This is a genomic window from Lelliottia sp. RWM.1 (assembly GCF_016859735.1).
Lineage (GTDB): Bacteria > Pseudomonadota > Gammaproteobacteria > Enterobacterales > Enterobacteriaceae > Enterobacter.
Genome location: NZ_WLVC01000018.1, coordinates 34,615 through 52,122, shown reverse-complemented (window position 1 = coordinate 52,122; position 17,508 = coordinate 34,615). Strand labels below are relative to the sequence as shown.

Annotated in this window: 18 protein-coding genes and 1 pseudogene; 12 read left to right on the top strand and 7 right to left on the bottom strand. The window is 50.8% G+C overall.

Going from position 1 to position 17,508, the window contains the following annotated elements:
• Positions 1 to 37 precede the first annotated feature (37 nt).
• Positions 38 to 784, top strand: a complete 747-nt coding sequence (locus GF617_RS14435; RefSeq protein ID WP_239006479.1) for a YnfC family lipoprotein — start codon at positions 38 to 40, stop codon at positions 782 to 784.
• A gap of 42 nt (positions 785 to 826) precedes the next feature.
• Here GF617_RS14435 and speG read toward each other — a convergent pair whose 3' ends face one another.
• Both speG and GF617_RS14425 read right to left on the bottom strand, forming a co-directional pair.
• Complete coding sequence (speG, locus tag GF617_RS14430) at positions 827 to 1,387, bottom strand: spermidine N1-acetyltransferase (RefSeq protein ID WP_203451963.1); 561 nt, start codon at positions 1,385 to 1,387, stop codon at positions 827 to 829.
• A gap of 15 nt (positions 1,388 to 1,402) precedes the next feature.
• Positions 1,403 to 1,741 carry a DUF1283 family protein gene (locus GF617_RS14425; protein WP_203451962.1) on the bottom strand — a complete coding sequence of 113 codons (339 nt, stop codon included), beginning with the start codon at positions 1,739 to 1,741 and terminating at the stop codon, positions 1,403 to 1,405.
• Between the two features lie 152 nt (positions 1,742 to 1,893).
• On the opposite strand from GF617_RS14425, the gene GF617_RS14420 reads away from it, so the two are divergent.
• The 5 genes from GF617_RS14420 (at position 1,894) to GF617_RS14400 (ending at position 7,726) form a co-directional block, all read left to right on the top strand.
• Positions 1,894 to 2,220, top strand: coding sequence for a YnfA family protein (locus GF617_RS14420; RefSeq protein WP_181623403.1), 327 nt, complete (start codon positions 1,894 to 1,896; stop codon positions 2,218 to 2,220).
• Positions 2,221 to 2,331: 111 nt separating this feature from the next.
• On the top strand, positions 2,332 to 3,546 hold the full coding sequence (rspA, locus tag GF617_RS14415; RefSeq protein ID WP_181623404.1) for a starvation-sensing protein RspA: 1,215 nt from the start codon (positions 2,332 to 2,334) through the stop codon (positions 3,544 to 3,546).
• A 13-nt stretch (positions 3,547 to 3,559) separates the two neighbouring features.
• The gene (locus GF617_RS14410) at positions 3,560 to 4,579 is read left to right on the top strand and encodes a Zn-dependent oxidoreductase (protein ID WP_181623405.1); all 1,020 of its coding nucleotides are present in this window, start codon (positions 3,560 to 3,562) and stop codon (positions 4,577 to 4,579) included.
• A gap of 73 nt (positions 4,580 to 4,652) precedes the next feature.
• A complete protein-coding gene (locus tag GF617_RS14405) occupies positions 4,653 to 6,032 on the top strand; it encodes an MFS transporter (protein ID WP_203451961.1) in 1,380 nt (459 codons plus the stop codon).
• A gap of 230 nt (positions 6,033 to 6,262) precedes the next feature.
• Positions 6,263 to 7,726 (top strand): mannitol dehydrogenase family protein, encoded by a 1,464-nt coding sequence (locus GF617_RS14400; RefSeq protein ID WP_203451960.1) that lies wholly within the window; start codon positions 6,263 to 6,265, stop codon positions 7,724 to 7,726.
• A gap of 43 nt (positions 7,727 to 7,769) precedes the next feature.
• On the opposite strand, the gene ydfZ is transcribed toward GF617_RS14400, so the two are convergent.
• Positions 7,770 to 7,973, bottom strand: coding sequence for a putative selenium delivery protein YdfZ (gene ydfZ, locus GF617_RS14395; protein WP_203451959.1), 204 nt, complete (start codon positions 7,971 to 7,973; stop codon positions 7,770 to 7,772).
• Positions 7,974 to 8,262: 289 nt separating this feature from the next.
• Here ydfZ and GF617_RS14390 point away from each other — a divergent pair, with 289 nt between their 5' ends.
• A complete protein-coding gene (locus GF617_RS14390) occupies positions 8,263 to 8,694 on the top strand; it encodes a universal stress protein (RefSeq protein WP_181623409.1) in 432 nt (143 codons plus the stop codon).
• Between the two features lie 43 nt (positions 8,695 to 8,737).
• On the opposite strand, the gene GF617_RS14385 is transcribed toward GF617_RS14390, so the two are convergent.
• Together GF617_RS14385 and ydfG are read right to left on the bottom strand one after the other, a co-directional pair.
• The gene (locus GF617_RS14385; protein WP_181623410.1) at positions 8,738 to 9,424 is read right to left on the bottom strand and encodes a GntR family transcriptional regulator; all 687 of its coding nucleotides are present in this window, start codon (positions 9,422 to 9,424) and stop codon (positions 8,738 to 8,740) included.
• 92 nt (positions 9,425 to 9,516) lie between these two features.
• A complete protein-coding gene (gene ydfG, locus GF617_RS14380) occupies positions 9,517 to 10,263 on the bottom strand; it encodes a bifunctional NADP-dependent 3-hydroxy acid dehydrogenase/3-hydroxypropionate dehydrogenase YdfG (protein ID WP_181623411.1) in 747 nt (248 codons plus the stop codon).
• A gap of 142 nt (positions 10,264 to 10,405) precedes the next feature.
• Here ydfG and dcp point away from each other — a divergent pair, with 142 nt between their 5' ends.
• Complete coding sequence (gene dcp, locus GF617_RS14375) at positions 10,406 to 12,445, top strand: peptidyl-dipeptidase Dcp (protein WP_203451957.1); 2,040 nt, start codon at positions 10,406 to 10,408, stop codon at positions 12,443 to 12,445.
• 81 nt (positions 12,446 to 12,526) lie between these two features.
• Here the strand turns inward: dcp and GF617_RS27135 are convergent.
• Together GF617_RS27135 and GF617_RS14370 are read right to left on the bottom strand one after the other, a co-directional pair.
• Positions 12,527 to 12,846, bottom strand: a pseudogene (locus GF617_RS27135) (IS4 family transposase); the annotation flags it as partial.
• A gap of 237 nt (positions 12,847 to 13,083) precedes the next feature.
• A complete protein-coding gene (locus tag GF617_RS14370) occupies positions 13,084 to 13,809 on the bottom strand; it encodes a S24 family peptidase (RefSeq protein WP_203451955.1) in 726 nt (241 codons plus the stop codon).
• Between the two features lie 205 nt (positions 13,810 to 14,014).
• On the opposite strand from GF617_RS14370, the gene GF617_RS14365 reads away from it, so the two are divergent.
• The 4 genes from GF617_RS14365 to GF617_RS14350 all read left to right on the top strand — a co-directional run bounded on the left by GF617_RS14365 (position 14,015) and on the right by GF617_RS14350 (position 17,508).
• On the top strand, positions 14,015 to 14,269 hold the full coding sequence (locus GF617_RS14365) for a helix-turn-helix transcriptional regulator (RefSeq protein ID WP_203451954.1): 255 nt from the start codon (positions 14,015 to 14,017) through the stop codon (positions 14,267 to 14,269).
• A complete protein-coding gene (locus GF617_RS14360; RefSeq protein WP_203451952.1) occupies positions 14,269 to 16,254 on the top strand; it encodes a transposase domain-containing protein in 1,986 nt (661 codons plus the stop codon). Before GF617_RS14365 ends, GF617_RS14360 begins: the two co-directional genes overlap by 1 nt.
• A 76-nt stretch (positions 16,255 to 16,330) precedes the next feature.
• A complete protein-coding gene (locus GF617_RS14355) occupies positions 16,331 to 17,272 on the top strand; it encodes an AAA family ATPase (RefSeq protein WP_203451951.1) in 942 nt (313 codons plus the stop codon).
• Positions 17,269 to 17,508, top strand: a complete 240-nt coding sequence (locus tag GF617_RS14350) for a hypothetical protein (protein WP_203451949.1) — start codon at positions 17,269 to 17,271, stop codon at positions 17,506 to 17,508. Before GF617_RS14355 ends, GF617_RS14350 begins: the two co-directional genes overlap by 4 nt.

Below are 17,508 nucleotides of genomic sequence, written 5' to 3'. Positions count from 1 at the left end.
ACATTTCGGTTTCGCGTAACCATCTGTATTTGCTAATATGATTGGGAATTATCTCCCTGTATCGGTAAATAACGTGAAGAAATATGCAGTCATAGTGTTACTGGGCACGGTACTGGCGGGATGTGACAACAATTCCGCGCCATTATCTTTTACGCCGGAAATGGCCAGTTTCTCGAATGAGTTCGATTTTGATCCACTGCGCGGGCCGGTGAAAGACTTTACTCAGACACTGCTCAACGACAAAGGAGAAGTCTCCAAACGGGTAACGGGGACGATGTCGACGGAAGGGTGTTTTGACACGCTGGAGTTGCATGATCTGGAGTCAAATACCGGTGTGGCATTGGTGCTGGATGCGAATTATTACCTTGATGCCGAAACTCAACAGCGCAAGGTGAAGCTGCAAGGTAAGTGCCAGCTTGCTGAGTTGCCATCTGCAGGGGTGACGTGGGATACCGACGATAATGGTTTTGTCGTGGCGGCGCACGGTAAAGCGATGGAAGTGAAATACCGTTACGATGCAGAAGGGTATCCACTGGGTAAAAGCACGCAATCAGGGGATCAACGCCTCTCTGTCCAGTCTACTCCGTCGAAAGATGCGCGAAAAAAACTGGATTACAGTGCGGTGAGTATGTTGAATGACAAGCCGTTAGGCCACGTGAAGCAGAGCTGTGACTACGACCGTCATGATAATCCGGTGACGTGCAATTTGCTGATCATCGATGACAGCGTCAAGCCTGCGATTGAGCGCAAGTACACCATCAAAAACAGCATTGATTACTATTGATGTTTCTGGAAATGCGCGGCAGGGAAAACCGCGCATTGCCTGTTACTGCGCGGTGGTTTTTAGCAGGCTGGTACTTGTCGCTTTGTGCCCGGCAAGATGCTGATGCTGGAAAATACACATGCGAATGGTATTGCGATACTCGCCATTGATAAAGAACTCATGAATCAGTTCACCTTCCACCATAAACCCTAGCTTACGGTAGATATGAATCGCTTTTTCGTTCTCTTTATCGACAATGAGGTAGAGCTTATACAGGTTAAGTACGTTAAACCCGTAATCCATTGCCAGCTTTGCCGCACGTGATGCGAGGCCTTTTCCCTGATATTCCGGAGAAATGATGATCTGGAACTCTGCCCGGCGGTGAACGTGATTGATTTCAACCAGCTCAACCAGCCCGGCTTTTTCGCCCTCACACTCCACAACGAAACGACGCTCGCTCTGATCGTGGATATGCTTATCATACAGATCGGACAGCTCGACAAACGCCTCGTAAAGCTCTTCAAACCAGTAGCGCATCACGCTGGCGTTATTGTCGAGTTGATGAACGAAGCGCAAATCTTCGCGCTCCAGTGGTCGAAGTCTAACGGCTAACATATCGGCCATACTCATTCTGTAATATTAAGGTGCAACCACGCGTCCGGTTCGACGATCCAGGCAGCGCAGCGTGTTCTGTTCCCAGTAGGCGTTCACATTCGCGCTTTGCTGGCACTTATCGCGTGCATCAAAGGCGACATCAGCTTTATCCCACTCTTTCTCAGCCCGCTTATTTACCTTCTGGCGAAGATTGCGGGTGTCATTCCATTGTTCTTTATCCATGGCAGCGTTCTGGCGGCTTTGCGCACTGTCGCCTGACTCAATGATCAGTTTGTTGGTTTCAGCAGAAACCGGTGCGGTAAAGGCGAACGTTGTCAGTGCGAGCATTGCCGTCAGACAAAGGAGTTTGCGTAATGTACTCATTGGCGTGTTCCTTGTAGTGGGTGCAGATAAACGATTTACCCAGGCTGAATTCTACACTAATCCGAAAAAGGGGCATACCCGTGGGCAGGTATGGAAAAGTAAACGAGATTATCGCGTATGATGTCTAAACCAATCCTCATATAAAGATAACCATGATTAAAACAACGCTGCTTTTCTTTGCGACCGCATTATGCGAAATCATTGGCTGCTTCTTGCCCTGGCTCTGGCTGAAAAAAGGGGCCTCAATACTGTTACTTATCCCGGCCGGGGTCGCTCTCGCATTATTTGTCTGGCTGCTCACCCTGCATCCTGCTGCCAGCGGACGCGTTTACGCGGCGTATGGCGGTGTTTACGTCTGTACGGCTTTGCTGTGGTTGCGGGTGGTGGATGGCGTCAAATTGAGTCTCTATGACTGGACCGGGGCCGTCGTTGCGCTTTGCGGTATGCTGATTATCGTGGCTGGCTGGGGGCGCGCGTAAGCGCCCTTATTTTGTGATCGCTCGCTGATTTTATGATCATTATACTTGTATGGTAGTAGTGTAGTTGCGTAAATTTCCTGCATCACAACATGCGATGTAAGGAACTGGATTATGAAGATTGTCGGGGCTGAAGTATTTGTTACCTGCCCAGGGCGCAATTTTGTCACCCTTAAAATTACCACCGATGAGGGGATCGTCGGTCTTGGCGATGCCACCCTGAACGGGCGCGAGCTTTCTGTCGCATCCTACCTGAAAGATCACCTTTGTCCGCAGCTGATCGGTCGCGATGCACATCGCATCGAAGACATCTGGCAGTTTTTCTATAAAGGCGCGTACTGGCGTCGCGGGCCGGTCACCATGTCGGCTATCTCTGCCGTGGATATGGCGCTGTGGGACATCAAAGCCAAAGCGGCCGGCATGCCGCTTTATCAGCTACTTGGTGGGGCATCACGCGAAGGTGTAATGGTCTACTGCCACACCACGGGACACACCATCGATGACGTGCTTGAAGATTACGCCCGTCACAAAGAGATGGGCTTCAAAGCGATTCGTGTTCAGTGCGGTGTGCCGGGAATGAAAACGACCTACGGCATGTCTAAAGGGAAAGGGCTGGCGTATGAACCCGCAACCAAAGGTGACTGGCCGGAAGAGCAGTTGTGGTCCACCGAGAAATACCTCGATTTCACGCCGAAGCTGTTTGATGCAGTGCGAAGCAAGTTCGGCTTCAATGAACATCTTCTGCACGACATGCACCATCGTCTGACGCCAATAGAAGCCGCCCGTTTCGGTAAGAGCATTGAAGCGTTCCGTATGTTCTGGATGGAAGATCCGACGCCTGCTGAAAATCAGGAATGTTTCCGTCTGATCCGCCAGCACACCGTTACACCGATTGCGGTTGGCGAGGTGTTCAACAGCATCTGGGACTGTAAACAGCTGATTGAAGAGCAATTGATTGACTATATCCGTACCACCATTACCCATGCGGGCGGGATCACCGGAATGCGTCGCATCGCGGACTTCGCCTCACTGTATCAGGTGCGTACAGGATCGCATGGCCCGTCAGATCTGTCGCCAATCTGTCATGCTGCCGCGCTGCACTTCGATCTATGGGTTCCGAATTTCGGGGTGCAGGAATATATGGGCTACTCCGAACAAATGCTGGAAGTCTTCCCACATAGCTGGAGTTTCGATAACGGCTATATGCATCCAGGCGATAAGCCTGGTCTGGGTATCGAATTCGACGAAAAACTGGCCGCGAAATATCCCTACGATCCCGCCTATCTGCCGGTCGCGCGCCTTGAAGATGGCACTTTGTGGAATTGGTAAAGAGGAGCAAACGATGAAAAGCGTAGTCATTCAAAAACCGAACGAGCTGGTGATTGAAGAGCGTCCTGTACCGGTTCCCGCCACAGGCGAAGTTCGCGTCAAAATTAAACTTGCCGGGATCTGCGGGTCAGACAGCCATATCTTCCGCGGACACAATCCCTTTGCCAAATATCCGCGTGTGATCGGCCACGAATTCTTTGGCGTGATTGATGCTGTAGGGGAAGGGGTCGATGCGGCTCGCCTGGGGCAACGTGTTTCGGTTGACCCGGTGATCAGCTGTGGGCATTGCTATCCCTGTTCCGTGGGCAAACCCAACGTTTGTACCTCGCTTGTTGTGCTGGGGGTTCATCGCGATGGCGGTTTCAGCGAATACGCAGTGGTTCCGGCCAACAATGCGTGGGTCATTCCTGACGCCATCCCCGATGAACATGCGGTCATGGTTGAACCGTTCACCATTGCGGCTAACGTGACCGGGCACGCGAATCCTGCGGAAAACGATATTGCACTGATCTACGGTGCAGGGCCGATGGGGTTGGTGACGGTGCAGGCGCTGAAAGGTGTCTACAACGTGAAACAGGTCATCGTGGTTGACCGGATTGATGAGCGACTGGCGATGGCGCAGCGTAGCGGTGCGGACTGGGTGTTCAATAACGGTGAACATGCGCTACAAGATGCGTTGAATGAAAAAGGGATCAAACCGACGCTGATTATTGATGCGGCCTGTCATCCTTCCATTTTACAGGAAGCCATTACGCTGGCATCTCCCGCAGCACGCATTGTATTGATGGGCTTCTCCAGTGATCCGAGCCAGATTATTCAGCAGGGGATCACGGGCAAAGAGCTGTCGATTTTTTCATCACGCCTGAATGCCAACAAATTCCCGGTCGTGATTGACTGGCTGGAAAAAGGACTCATCGACCCAGAAAAACTGGTTACCCATACCTTTGACTATCACCACGTTACAGACGCAATCGAACTGTTTGAAAAAGATCAGCGGCAGTGCTGCAAGGTCTTGCTCACGTTCGGCCAATAACAATTAATGCGGTACAGGGCCTGCAAAGACAGGCTCTGCGTGGTACGCATCTTACCTTTTAGAGATAGCCATTATGACTCAAGCACAACCTCAAAGAACGACTTCAGATCTGGTGAAAGCCGCCGTTTCCGGCTGGCTGGGAGCCGCTCTGGAGTTCATGGATTTCCAGCTTTACTCACTGGGCGCTGCCCTGGTGTTTCACGAAATCTTTTTCCCGGAACAATCCGCCGCGATGGCGCTTATTCTGGCAATGGGCACTTACGGCGCAGGTTACATCGCGCGTATCGTCGGGGCATTTATCTTCGGCAGAATGGGGGACAGTATTGGGCGTAAAAAGGTGCTGTTCATCACCATTACCATGATGGGGATCTGTACCACCCTGATTGGCGTGTTACCAACGTATGCGCAGATTGGCATTTTTGCGCCAGTGCTGCTGGTCACGCTGCGTATTATTCAGGGGCTGGGCGCAGGGGCTGAAATCTCCGGCGCGGGAACCATGCTGGCGGAGTATGCGCCGAAAGGTAAACGCGGGATCATCTCATCGCTGGTGGCGATGGGGACAAACTGCGGTACGTTAAGCGCCACAGCAATCTGGGCTGTGATGTTCTTTGCGCTCGACCGTGAAGAGCTGATTGCCTGGGGCTGGCGTATACCGTTCCTGGCAAGCGTAGTGGTCATGATCTTCGCAATCTGGCTGCGAATGAACCTGAAAGAAAGCCCGGTATTTGAGAAAGTGAACGACGCTGAAACTGCCGCACCGGCAGCAGTACAGGACACCTCTGTCGGTGCGATGTTCAAAAGCAAATCCTTCTGGCTGGCAACGGGACTGCGTTTTGGTCAGGCGGGGAACTCTGGTCTGATCCAGACATTCCTGGCCGGTTATCTGGTACAGACACTGCTGTTTAACAAAAGCATTCCGACCGATGCTCTGATGATAAGCTCCATCCTTGGGTTTATTTCGATCCCACTCCTGGGCTGGTTATCAGATAAGGTAGGCCGCCGTCTGCCGTATATTCTTCTCAACATATCCGCCATTATTCTGGCGTACCCAATGTTGTCGATCATTGTCGATAAAAGTTACAGCCCTGGCGTGATCATGCTGTCCATTATCGTTATCCATAATTTTGCGGTTCTGGGGTTGTTTGCGCTGGAAAATATCACGATGGCAGAGATGTTTGGCTCGCGTAATCGCTTTACCCGTATGGCAATTTCGAAAGAAGCCGGTGGCCTGGTCGCCGTAGGTTTTGGTCCGGTACTGGCAGGGATCTTCTGCAACATGACAGGCTCCTGGTGGCCAATCGTTGTGATGATGATTGCCTATTCCGTGATTGGACTGATATCCGCCATTTTGATGCCGGAAGTCCGCGATCGCGACTTGAGCATAGCGGAAGATGCGGCAGAAGTGCCCCGTAAAGAGTCCGTTGCCTACGGTGCGCTTTCGTCACGTCGCTAAAGATTGTTGGTTCATATCTTGAGTGACCTGTCACACAACTTTTAGCGCATGTCACACCACATGACTAAAAGTTAATATAAATCAATATATGAAACCAAAGTATCAGTGAGGATTATGGCAGTTATTTTTTTACCCCAACTGCCATTCTAGTTGGTGTAGTAAGCAGGCGTTGCTGACTCCAGAGAGAGCGGCAGCGAATCTCAGCTTCTTTTATTGAACGAGTCACAATCATGGAAAACCGGTTATTACAGGCGAAAGCCACGCTTCCTCAGTACGATCGCGAGAACCTTAAAGCCCGCATCGTCCATTTAGGGTTTGGAGCATTCCACCGCGCGCATCAGGCGGTCTATGCCGATATTCTTGCTGCCGACCACGGTAGCGACTGGGGTTACTGCGAAGTTAACCTGATTGGCGGCGAGCAGCAAATTGCCGATCTCAAGGCTCAGGATAATCTTTACACCGTTGCAGAAATGTCTGCCGATGCCTGGACTTCACGTGTCGTCGGCGTGGTGAAAACGGCACTGCATGCTCAGGTGGATGGCCTGGAAACGGTGCTGGCAGCCCTGTGTGAACCGCAAGTCGCGATTGTCTCTCTGACCATTACAGAGAAAGGTTACTGCCATTCTCCGGCGAGCGGGCAATTGATGCTCGATCACCCGTTTATTGTTGCTGACCTGCAAAACCCACATCAGCCGAAGTCTGCTCCGGGTGTGGTTGTTGAAGCCCTGGCACGCCGTAGAGCGGCGGGTTTGCCTGCATTCAGCGTGATGTCCTGCGATAACATGCCAGAAAATGGTCATGTGATGCGTAACGTAACCTGTTCGTATGCTCGTGCAGTGGACGGTGAACTGGCTGACTGGATTGAAGCCAATGTGACATTCCCGTCGACCATGGTGGATCGCATCGTTCCGGCGGTTACCGCTGAGACGCTCGATAAAATCGAACAGTTGACGGGTGTGCGTGACCCGGCGGGAGTCGCCTGTGAGCCGTTCCGTCAGTGGGTGATTGAGGATAACTTTGTTGCCGGCCGTCCACAGTGGGAAAAAGCAGGAGCAGAACTGGTATCAGACGTCATTCCTTTTGAAGAGATGAAGTTGCGCATGCTGAATGGAAGCCACTCTTTCCTGGCGTATCTGGGGTATCTGGCAGGTTATCAGCACATTAACGATTGCATGGAAGATGAACATTATCGCCAGGCCGCACATGCACTGATGTTGAAAGAGCAAGCGCCGACGTTGAAAGTGAAAGGGGTTGATTTAGGCCACTATGCCGACCTGCTGATTGCACGCTACAGCAACCCGGCATTGCGTCACCGTACCTGGCAAATTGCGATGGATGGCAGCCAGAAATTACCGCAGCGTATGCTGGATTCCGTGCGTTGGCATCTTGTGCATCAGCGTAGCTTCCCGTTACTGGCATTGGGCGTGGCAGGCTGGATGCGCTATGTCGGCGGTGTCGATGAGAAGGGCGAGGCTATTGAGGTGAGCGATCCGCAACTCGCCGTGATCCAGGCGGCAGTGAAGGGCAGTGAGGAAGGTGAAAACCGAGTGAAAGCGCTGCTGGCTATTGAGGCTATTTTTGGCAAAGAGTTACCAAAAGAAGCGGTCTTTGTCGACGCAGTGTTGCAAGCTTATCAGACGTTACTGCAAAAAGGGGCGAAAGCGACCGTCGCGCAATACGTTGCAGAGATGTGAATTACCACATGCCGCCGATGGCGGCGGCATGTATCCGCACGTTTTAGTGCATACCCAGGCGAATCAGTTCCACCGGTTCAAACTTGCCTTCGCATCCTTCTACTTCCACTGTTTTGCTACGACGCACCTGCGCGGCATCAAGGCCTTTGCTGTGAATCGCTTTAATAATACCGGTATGGCCTGTGCCATTAATCATGACACGGCTGCCAGTGGTAATTGCATTACGGTTACGATCATAAGTCATCATGGTATTTTCTCCTCTGTTACTCATCCGTCTCGGCGATATTTATAGGTCTGCCGTTCACGGCGTACTATAAATACGCCTGTCGGCGTTTCATTTTTTTGTTTTTGATCAAACTCACACTTTTTTCTCAATTCTGGTGGGGACTGACCGTTCACGACGTGTATTTACAAAGCGGACAATTATTTGCTTTTATTGATAGTTTTGTCCTGTAATCGTTTAGGTTTCGTTGATATAACAGATGTCACTCTTAATGCAGAAAACAACTCTTTCATCGGAATAAGGAGCCAGGCTTATGTACAAGAAAATTTTGATGCCTGTTGATGTGTTTGAAATGGATTTAAGCGATAAAGCGGTTCGTCATGCAGCTAATATGGCAAAGATGGAGGGCGCAACGATCACCCTGGTGAACATTTTGCCCAGCAGCAGCCGTTCTTTGCTTCGCGGTTTTTCATCGGACATTAAAAAGTTCGAGGAGTTTATGACCGCAGAATCAGAAAAAAAGATGAAGGAATTAAAACGCTTATTTGATATCGAACCAGAAAATATTCTCAGTACTGTACGGTTCGGTAACGTGCGCGACGAAATTATCGCCATGAGCAAAGAGGGTGAATATGACATGATTATCATCGGTTCAAAAAACCCAAGTATCACAACGCATCTGCTCGGTTCAAATGCCGAATCCATATTACGTTATGCCACTATCCCGGTATTAGTGGTTCGCTAATATCCCCGCCGCGTCCCATGAATATCACGGGATGCGGCCAGAATTATTCCTCGCTAAACCAGTCACTATTTTCCTGTCGAATTAACTGCACAGACTCACTAATTTCCTGCAAGTGCAACGTCATGGCTTTTTCAACACCATCAAGATCGCGTTTTTCCAGTGCGTTAAAAATATCATGATGTTGGCGGAGCAGCATTTCCGGCGGAGAGACATGATCAAGACTCATATAGCGCACACGGTCGATGGTGGCTTTAATATTTTCGATGGTGTCCCATGCCAGTTGACAGTCTGCAACCTGAGCCAGTTTCTGATGAAATTCGTCATCCAACTGGAAAAAATCATTCAGTTGCTTACGATCAATTGCAATGCGTTGTTGATGAAGATTCTGTTCCAGCAAATAGCACTGATTATCGTCGATCAATGTGGCGGCGCGACGCGCGACGGCACACTCAATGGCCTGGCGGACAAAGCACCCGTTACGTACCTGCGAAAGCGAAATCTTATTCACATAACTGCCACGCTGCGGGCGAATTTGAATCAGGCCATTTTCGGCAAGTTTAATAAAAGCCTCACGGACGGGCTGACGAGAGACGTCAAAACGGACTGACACCTCTTTTTCGGAAAGTGGTGTTCCTGGTGGGATCAGACAATGCACGATGTCGCGTCGCAAAATGCGATAGATCTGCTGATTAACAGGTTGGGTAGGGTTGAGTTGCGATTCAGCGGCCATGGGTTGTGATTTCTCAGAGAGTTAACCTCAATATACTACCATTCTTTTGCCTGCCATCACATACCCGGCCCGCAGGCCGGGGAAGGAAAACGTTAGCCGCGATGTACGCTCAGCCCGGCAAAACTCTGGCTGACGGGCATCATTTCAACGGTGTTAATATTGACGTGTTTCGGAAGCGTGGCGACCCACCATACAGCTTCGGTTACATCTTCAGGGGTCAGCGCGTTGGCATTTTCATAGGTTTTGCCCACTTTGGAATCATCACCTTTGAAACGCACGTTGGAGAACTCCGTGCCGCCGACCAGACCTGGCTCGATATCCGTAACACGGATCGCTGTGCCGTGCAGGTCTGTGCGCAGGTTAAGGCTAAACTGGCGAACAAAGGCTTTGGTCGCGCCATAGACGTTACCGCCCGCGTAAGGCCAGCTTCCCGCCGTAGAACCGATATTGATCACGTGGCCGCGATTACGTTCAACCATGCCTGGCAGAACGGCACGGGTCATATAGACCAATCCTTTGTTGTTGGTATCGATCATGTTTTCCCAGTCTTCAACGCTGGCTTTATGCGCGGGCTCCAGGCCCAGAGCCAGACCGGCATTGTTGACCAGCACATCAATTGCACGCCATTCAGCAGGCAGGTTTGCTATCATCTCTTCAATGGCCGCGCGGTTGCGCACGTCCAGTTGAGCTGTCAGGATGCTGTCTCCCAGCTCATCTTTCAGCTCTTGCAGACGTTCCTGACGGCGGCCGGTGGCTATCACTTTATGCCCGTTGGCGACGAAGCGACGCGTGATGCTTTCACCAAAACCCGCTGTCGCCCCGGTAACTAAAATAATCATCTCACTGTTCCTCAACGCTTTTTATGTTGTATTACCATAGCACGCTCTCCGGGGAGGCGTTAAGGCAACATTTGTATGACGGGATTGCAGGCCGCGACGGCCTGTCCTACTCTGGGGAGAAACCCGTTCTCAGGAGTCAACGATGTCGGTCAGTAATCCGTTTTTTGAAGTCAGCCTGTTGCCTTACCAGGCTCCTCGTTTTGATATTATCCACGATAGCCACTACCGTCCTGCGTTTGATGAGGCAATGCGTCAGAAGCGTGCTGAGATTAATGCGATCATCGCCCAGACGGCCGTACCTGATTTCGACAACACCCTGCTGGCACTGGAAAAAAGCGGCGCGATGTTGTCTCGTGTGACTCACGTCTTCTTCGCCATGACGTCGGCACATACCAACGATTACCTGCAGGCGCTGGATGAAGAATTTTCTACCGAGCTTGCCGAGCTGGCGAACGATATCTGGTTGAATGACAAACTGTTTTCGCGTGTTGACGCTATCTGGCAGGATCGCGCTTCACTGGATGGCGAAGCGCGTCGTCTGGTTGACGTCACACACCAGCACTTTATCCTCGCCGGCGCTCGCCTTAATGACGCACAAAAAGCAGAACTGAAAGCGTTAAATACTGAATCCGCCTCCCTGACAAGCCAGTTTAATCAGCGCCTGCTGGCTGCGGATAAGGCGGGTGGACTGGTGATTGAGGATAGTCATCAGCTTGAAGGATTAACCGCAGATGAGAAAGCTACCGCTGCGCAGGCCGCGGTGGAGAAAGGGCTGAAAAACAGCTGGCTTATCCCACTGCTCAATACCACGCAACAACCCGCATTGTTAGCGTTGAAAGATCGTCAGACCCGCGAACGTCTGTTTAAAGCTGGCTGGTCGCGCACCGAGAAAGGCGATGAGAATGACACCCGTGAGCTTGTGCGTCGGCTCGCGGAGTTACGTGCTCGTCAGGCCAAACTGACTGGGTTTGAAAACTATGCCAGCTGGAGCATTGCTGACCAAATGGCGAAAACGCCTGAGGCTGCGCTGGCGTTTATGCGCGGCATTGTTCCAGCCGCACGCGCACGCGCAGAGCAAGAACAGGCGGATATCCAGCGTGTCATTGATGACGAGCAGGGAGGATTCAGCGTACAGGCATGGGACTGGGCGCATTATGCCGAGCGTGTGCGACAGGAGAAATATGCGCTGGATGAGTCGCAAATTAAACCTTACTTTGCGCTTGATACCGTTTTGCAGGATGGCGTCTTCTGGGCAGCAAACCAGCTGTTTGGCATTCGCTTTGTCGAACGTTTTGACATTCCTGCTTATCACCCTGATGTTCGCATGTGGGAGATTTTTGACCACAACGGCGAAGGTATGGCGCTGTTCTACGGTGATTTCTTTGCCCGTGACTCCAAAGGCGGCGGAGCATGGATGGGGAACTTCGTTGAGCAATCCGTGGAGTTTGCCGCCCGCCCGGTCATTTACAACGTCTGCAACTATCAAAAGCCAGCGAATGGACAAACTGCACTCATCTCCTGGGATGACGTGGTGACACTGTTCCATGAATTCGGCCATACGCTGCACGGTCTGTTTGCCAGCCAGCGTTTTACGACGCTCTCAGGCACAAACACGCCACGGGATTTTGTCGAGTTCCCGTCGCAGATTAATGAACACTGGGCAAGCCATCCGCAGGTATTTGCACACTATGCGCGTCATTATAAAACCGGCGAACCTATGCCTGATGCATTGCGCGACAAAATGCTCAATGCGATTCAGTTCAACAAAGGCTATGACATGACAGAGCTGTTAAGTGCGGCACTGCTGGATATGAACTGGCATGGCATCAACGCCCAGGATACTGTGGGTGACATTGTGGCTTTTGAGGCCTCAGCCCTCAAAAAAGAGGGGCTGGATTTGCCTGCTGTACCGCCGCGCTATCGCAGCAGCTACTTCGCCCATATTTTCGGTGGTGGTTATGCAGCGGGGTATTACGCTTATCTGTGGACACAAATGCTGGCCGACGATGGCTATCAGTGGTTTGTCGAGCAGGGCGGGTTAACGCGCGAGAACGGGCAGAAATTCCGTGAAGCGATTTTGTCCCGCGGTAACAGCAGTGATCTGGAAGCGCTCTATCGCGAGTGGCGTGGACACGATCCGAAAATTGAACCGATGCTGAAGAATCGTGGGTTGAGCGCATAAGTGTGGCGTGATGCCTCACTCCGGCGTCTCCCTCAGTGAGAAAGAACAATACGAAAACGGCAACCCGTGGGTTAATGCTGGTCACTTAAGGTGACCAGCAACCTTTTTATCCGGATATTTTCTGGTCTTTACCCTGAGTTCCCGCGGGTAACTTCGCTCCCTTCTCCCCGGTAATATCAGCCATTTCGCTAGCCGGATTATTTCGCTTATCGCTCCACTGAAGCTAAGCTGGTTAGGCAAATCATCTCCCTTCAGATGGAACACCATCTGCACCATCTGATATCGCACCAGCTTATACGCCAGCAGCCCCCCCACAGCTCCTGCCTCACCAGTTCCGGCAGGCGACTGCGTAACGTCCATCGACTGTCCAGCATACTCTGCCTGGCTTCCCGGTAACCCAGTGTATCGTGACAAGTAAGTTATGAACATTAGGGTAATACGGGATCAACCGAAGATAGACGGGAATAAGTGGGACGAGTCTAGGCTGGGAGAGGCGTTAGGCAATCTGCGAAGTTGAAGATCTTTCTTTATTCAACCATCGGTATTTTTAGATCGCCTTACCTAGAAAACCGAAATATGACAGATAAAAAATGAATTCAGGCAATGGATGTTTAAAGGTTAAAACAGCATTTAAATCCTTAAACATCCTTTGCAATATGTACAACTCGACCAAGTACCTCAAAGTTGTGTAGTTCTTCTCTTAGAATGGTCATTGGTGGATATGTCGAATTGTCACTGATAAGCACCCATGAGCCGATCGGCTGTATCTGAATACGTTTAACCCACAACAAATCGTCTTGCCTGATCACATACATATTCCCATCAGCAGGTCTTGTATCAGCGGTATTTATAAGCAGAGTGTCATTATTGCTGATCGTAGGTTCCATTGAGTCACCTTTAGCCCAAACAACCACCAGACTCTTCTCACTAAATCCTCTATACGACAACCACTTGCGTCTAAATGCCAGATGCCTACATGGCGCGCTTCCATCATCATTAAATGAGCCATATCCGGCAGAAACCTGCACCCGATATCCAGGAATTAGGGCAAATTCATCCAAAAACCAATCGCCTCTATCTGGATTTGTTGAAGGACTGACAGACAAAGACGAACGGGATTCTAAATTTTGTTCAGTGTCACTATATGCGATACCAGCATCTTGCTTTTGGTAAGCAAGCATAGCGGCTTGTGGAAGCACAGAAACGTGGTATTCCGTCGCTTTCGTCCCTTTTCTTTTGCGTCTTAGGTCAGGACGGTCTGCCGTTGCCTTGTCTAATATGTCTCTTGCTCTCCTTGATGTGGTCGGCATATCAGGCAGCCCAGCCACCTCTTTAGCGGTTACCCAGTTCTTTTCGTCGTTCATATCGTCCTTTCATGTCCTTTTGTTACTTTACGAAAGGGACGCAACGTCCCTTTGTCTTATTGAATGTCTTTTCCTAGCAAATGCAGCAATGACAAGGCTCTCAACTTTAAACACCAAAAAGACAAAAGGGACGTGTATGTGTTGACATTCGTCCCTTTTGTCTCTATCGTCTTATTACAAGGTTTAAGCACAGGAGCTTATTACTATGATCAATTATGTAGCATCTCAAAAAACTTGCCTCGATGGAAGTGATTGGCATCGTGCGGACGTTATCGCTGCACTGAAAAAGAAAGGGACATCTCTAGCCCAGGTATCACGAGAAGCTGGTTTAGGATCTCGCACGCTGAGCAATACATTCGCTCGGCGATGGCCTCGTGGTGAGCAACTGATTGCTGCCGCATTAGATACCACTCCACAAATGATTTGGCCAAGCCGTTACCCTATTCAGGAGTGCAAATAATGGAGTGGATTTGTGCTAATGAGTTGGCTGGGGTTGCTGGGCTTCCAACTACACCAAGAAGGACACGCGATACATTAGAAAAGTTGGTTGCGGGACGTAGTGAATTAAGACGTAAGCGTGAAGGAACAAAAGCATTTGAATACCATATCTCAGCCCTTCCTCCACAGGTGCGTGCAGAATTCCTATCCACCCGAGGTTTTATTGAGACTGGTGCTGGTCTGATTGTTCTCCCAGAAAAACGCAAGCAGTCTGCGAACTCTGTCGAGGAGATCGAGCGTCAACAACTCTGGCAGCACTGGGAAAAGGCCAGCAATGAGCAGCGCCTTCGCGCTGAACACCGAGCTAAATCGGTTGCCCTTGTTGCCGAGTTGCTGGACTCCGGACTGACGTTACGACTCGCAATGACTACCGCTGCACACAAGCTGCAGATGAGTGAAGGCTCATTACGTAACCTTTACTATCGTGTGCAAAATCGTAGCCGTGACCTTTGGGCGCCCGTTCTGCTGGATCGTCGCTTACGTGAAAAGCGTAAAACTAACCGTGAAGCACCAATGAGTGATGATGCCTGGCAGTTTTTCCTAGGGGATTACCTCAGACCGGAAGAACCTTGCTTCAGTAAGTCATATGAACTACTGCAAATCGCAGCTCGCGAACATGGCTGGGTTATACCGAGTGAGCGAACCCTGCGTCGCCGCCTTGACCGCGATGTTGATCAGCGTGTCGTTGTGGCCACGCGCAAAGGCGATAACGCACTGGCGCGGATGTTCCCGAGCCAACAACGCACAGTTGCAAACCTTCACGCGATGGAATGGATCAATGGTGACGGCTATCAGCACAACGTGTTTGTCAGCTGGCATAACGGGGAAGTATTACGCCCAAAAACATGGGTCTGGCAGGACGTCCACAGCCGCAAAATCATCGGCTGGCGCTGCGATGTATCAGAAAACAGTGACTCAATTCGCTTGTCTCTGATGGATGCGATCAAGGAATTTGGTAAACCGTCACATGTGACCATCGATAACACCCGCGCAGCGGCGAATAAATGGTTGTCTGGTGGCGTACCAACCCGTTACCGCTTCAAGGTAAAAAAAGATGACCCGATGGGTATCCTTCCTTTACTGGGAATTCAGATCCACTGGACGTCTGTTATTGGTGGTAAAGGCTGGGGCCAGGCAAAACCGATTGAACGAGCCTTCGGTATAGGTGGTCTCGGTGATTACATCGACAAACACCCGTCTCTGGCTGGCGCATATACCGGACCAAACACGCAGAACAAACCTGATAATTACGGCTCACGCGTCGTGGACGTTGAGACATTCCTAGCTGCAGTGGCCGAAGGCATTCACATGTATAACGCAAAAATCGGCCGCAACACTGAAATGTGTGGTGGTGAGTTGTCCTTTGATCAGGCGTTTGAGCGTAGCTATTCCAGCTCGATGATTACACGTCTGACGGATGACCAAATTCGTCAATTCATGCTACCTGCAGAGGCGGTGACCGTTCGTCAGAATGGAGAGTTTTTCCTTCAGTGTGGCGGCTCGCTTTTCGGACGCAAGAACAGCTACTACAACCCACAACTTGCGAATATTCGACCTCGCAAAATTACTGTGCGGTTTGATCCTAAAAACCTGCACAGCGAAGTGGCCTGTTACGACCTGGACGGACGTTTCATTTGCCTTGCTGAATGTCGCTCAGCCGTGGCCTTTGGTGATACTGAAACCGGCCGTGAACATAGCCGTCAGCGTAAGCAAATGATTACCCATACGAAACGTGCAGCTCGTGCGCAGCGTCGTATGACAGCAATTGAGGTTAACGATCTGTTGCCTAAGGTTGCAAAACCCGAAGCTCCGGAAAGGCATGTTGTTGAACGTGTATTTGCTCAGGGAAATACAGCCCGCAAGGTTCTTGAGCGCACAGAATCGCAGCAGCAGATAAATGATGAAATTTTCCAGGCGGCAATGAAAAAAGCCAGTAGACGGAAATAAAAAAGCGACCTTCGCGGGGCCGCTCTTTGAATAAGTGAAACAGTTTTAACAAACAAAAAATACAGGATACGAGACTATGACGCAAATTAACCACAATGAAATCCGCGCAACCATTCGCGAGCTTATCGAGAATAAAACCACTTCCGGCGCATCGCTGGCGCGTGAGACCGGTCAGTCTACGGCGGCAATCTCCCAGTATTTAAACGAAAAATACAAGGGTGATAATGAGGCCGTCGCCGCCAGTCTTCAGACGTGGTTACAGGCCCGTGATGCGGCGCAGCATACACTGCCTGTTATTCCTGATTACGTTAACACCCCAACCAGCGAAAAAGTGATTGCTGCACTCACTTATGCACAACTTACGCATACTATTGCGCTGGTCTATGGTCACCCTGGAGTCGGAAAAACTGAGGCAATTCGCCAGTATTCCCGCACGGGTAACAATGTGTTCCGCCTTACCGCCAGTAAGTCACGCACCAATGAACTTGAAACCATGTATGAACTGGCGCTTGCAATGGGAATTTCCGACGCGCCATATCAGCGCGGTGCGCTTTCCCGTCTGTTGCGTCACCGGCTGAGAGATACCAATGCTCTCATCATCATTGATGAATCGGACTGGCTGAACTACGACGCCATCGAAGAGCTTCGTATTTTGCAGGAAGAATGCAACATCGGCCTGGCGTTCGTCGGCAACCACAAGGTCTATGACCGTCTGACAGGTGGAACCCGGTCTGTAGATTTCGCCCGACTGTTCTCGCGTGTGGCGAAGAAAGTTGTGATTAACGGTGTAATGGCTGGTGATGTTGAGGCGTTCTGCAAGGCCTGGAATATCACCGGTGCTGACGAACGTTCTTTGCTCAAAGCTATCGCCAAGCGGCCAGGGGCTTTGCGCTCCTTGTCTCATATTCTGCCGCTGGCCTCCATCTATGCAAACAGCGCCACAGTGAATTGCGAACATATCCATTCCGCCATGATTGAACTGGGGCATGCCCCGGTAGATGAGGAGACTGCAGCATGATTACCGAACGTATTGCTGAGCATATCTGTATGGCCAATGCCGCCCGCTTCTGGTTGCAGCAGCGTGGCAGCCATGTAACCGAGACTCGTGTGTGGCTACGACGGCCGTGTCTGGAAATTACCTGCCCACCCTCAGAGCTAATTTGTAAGGCAGATCGCCTCGTTGAGAAGTGTGCAACGGGAACCCGTTCGGTCTGGATTGCGAGTGTTGAAGGTTGCCACGTTATCTGGAGGTAA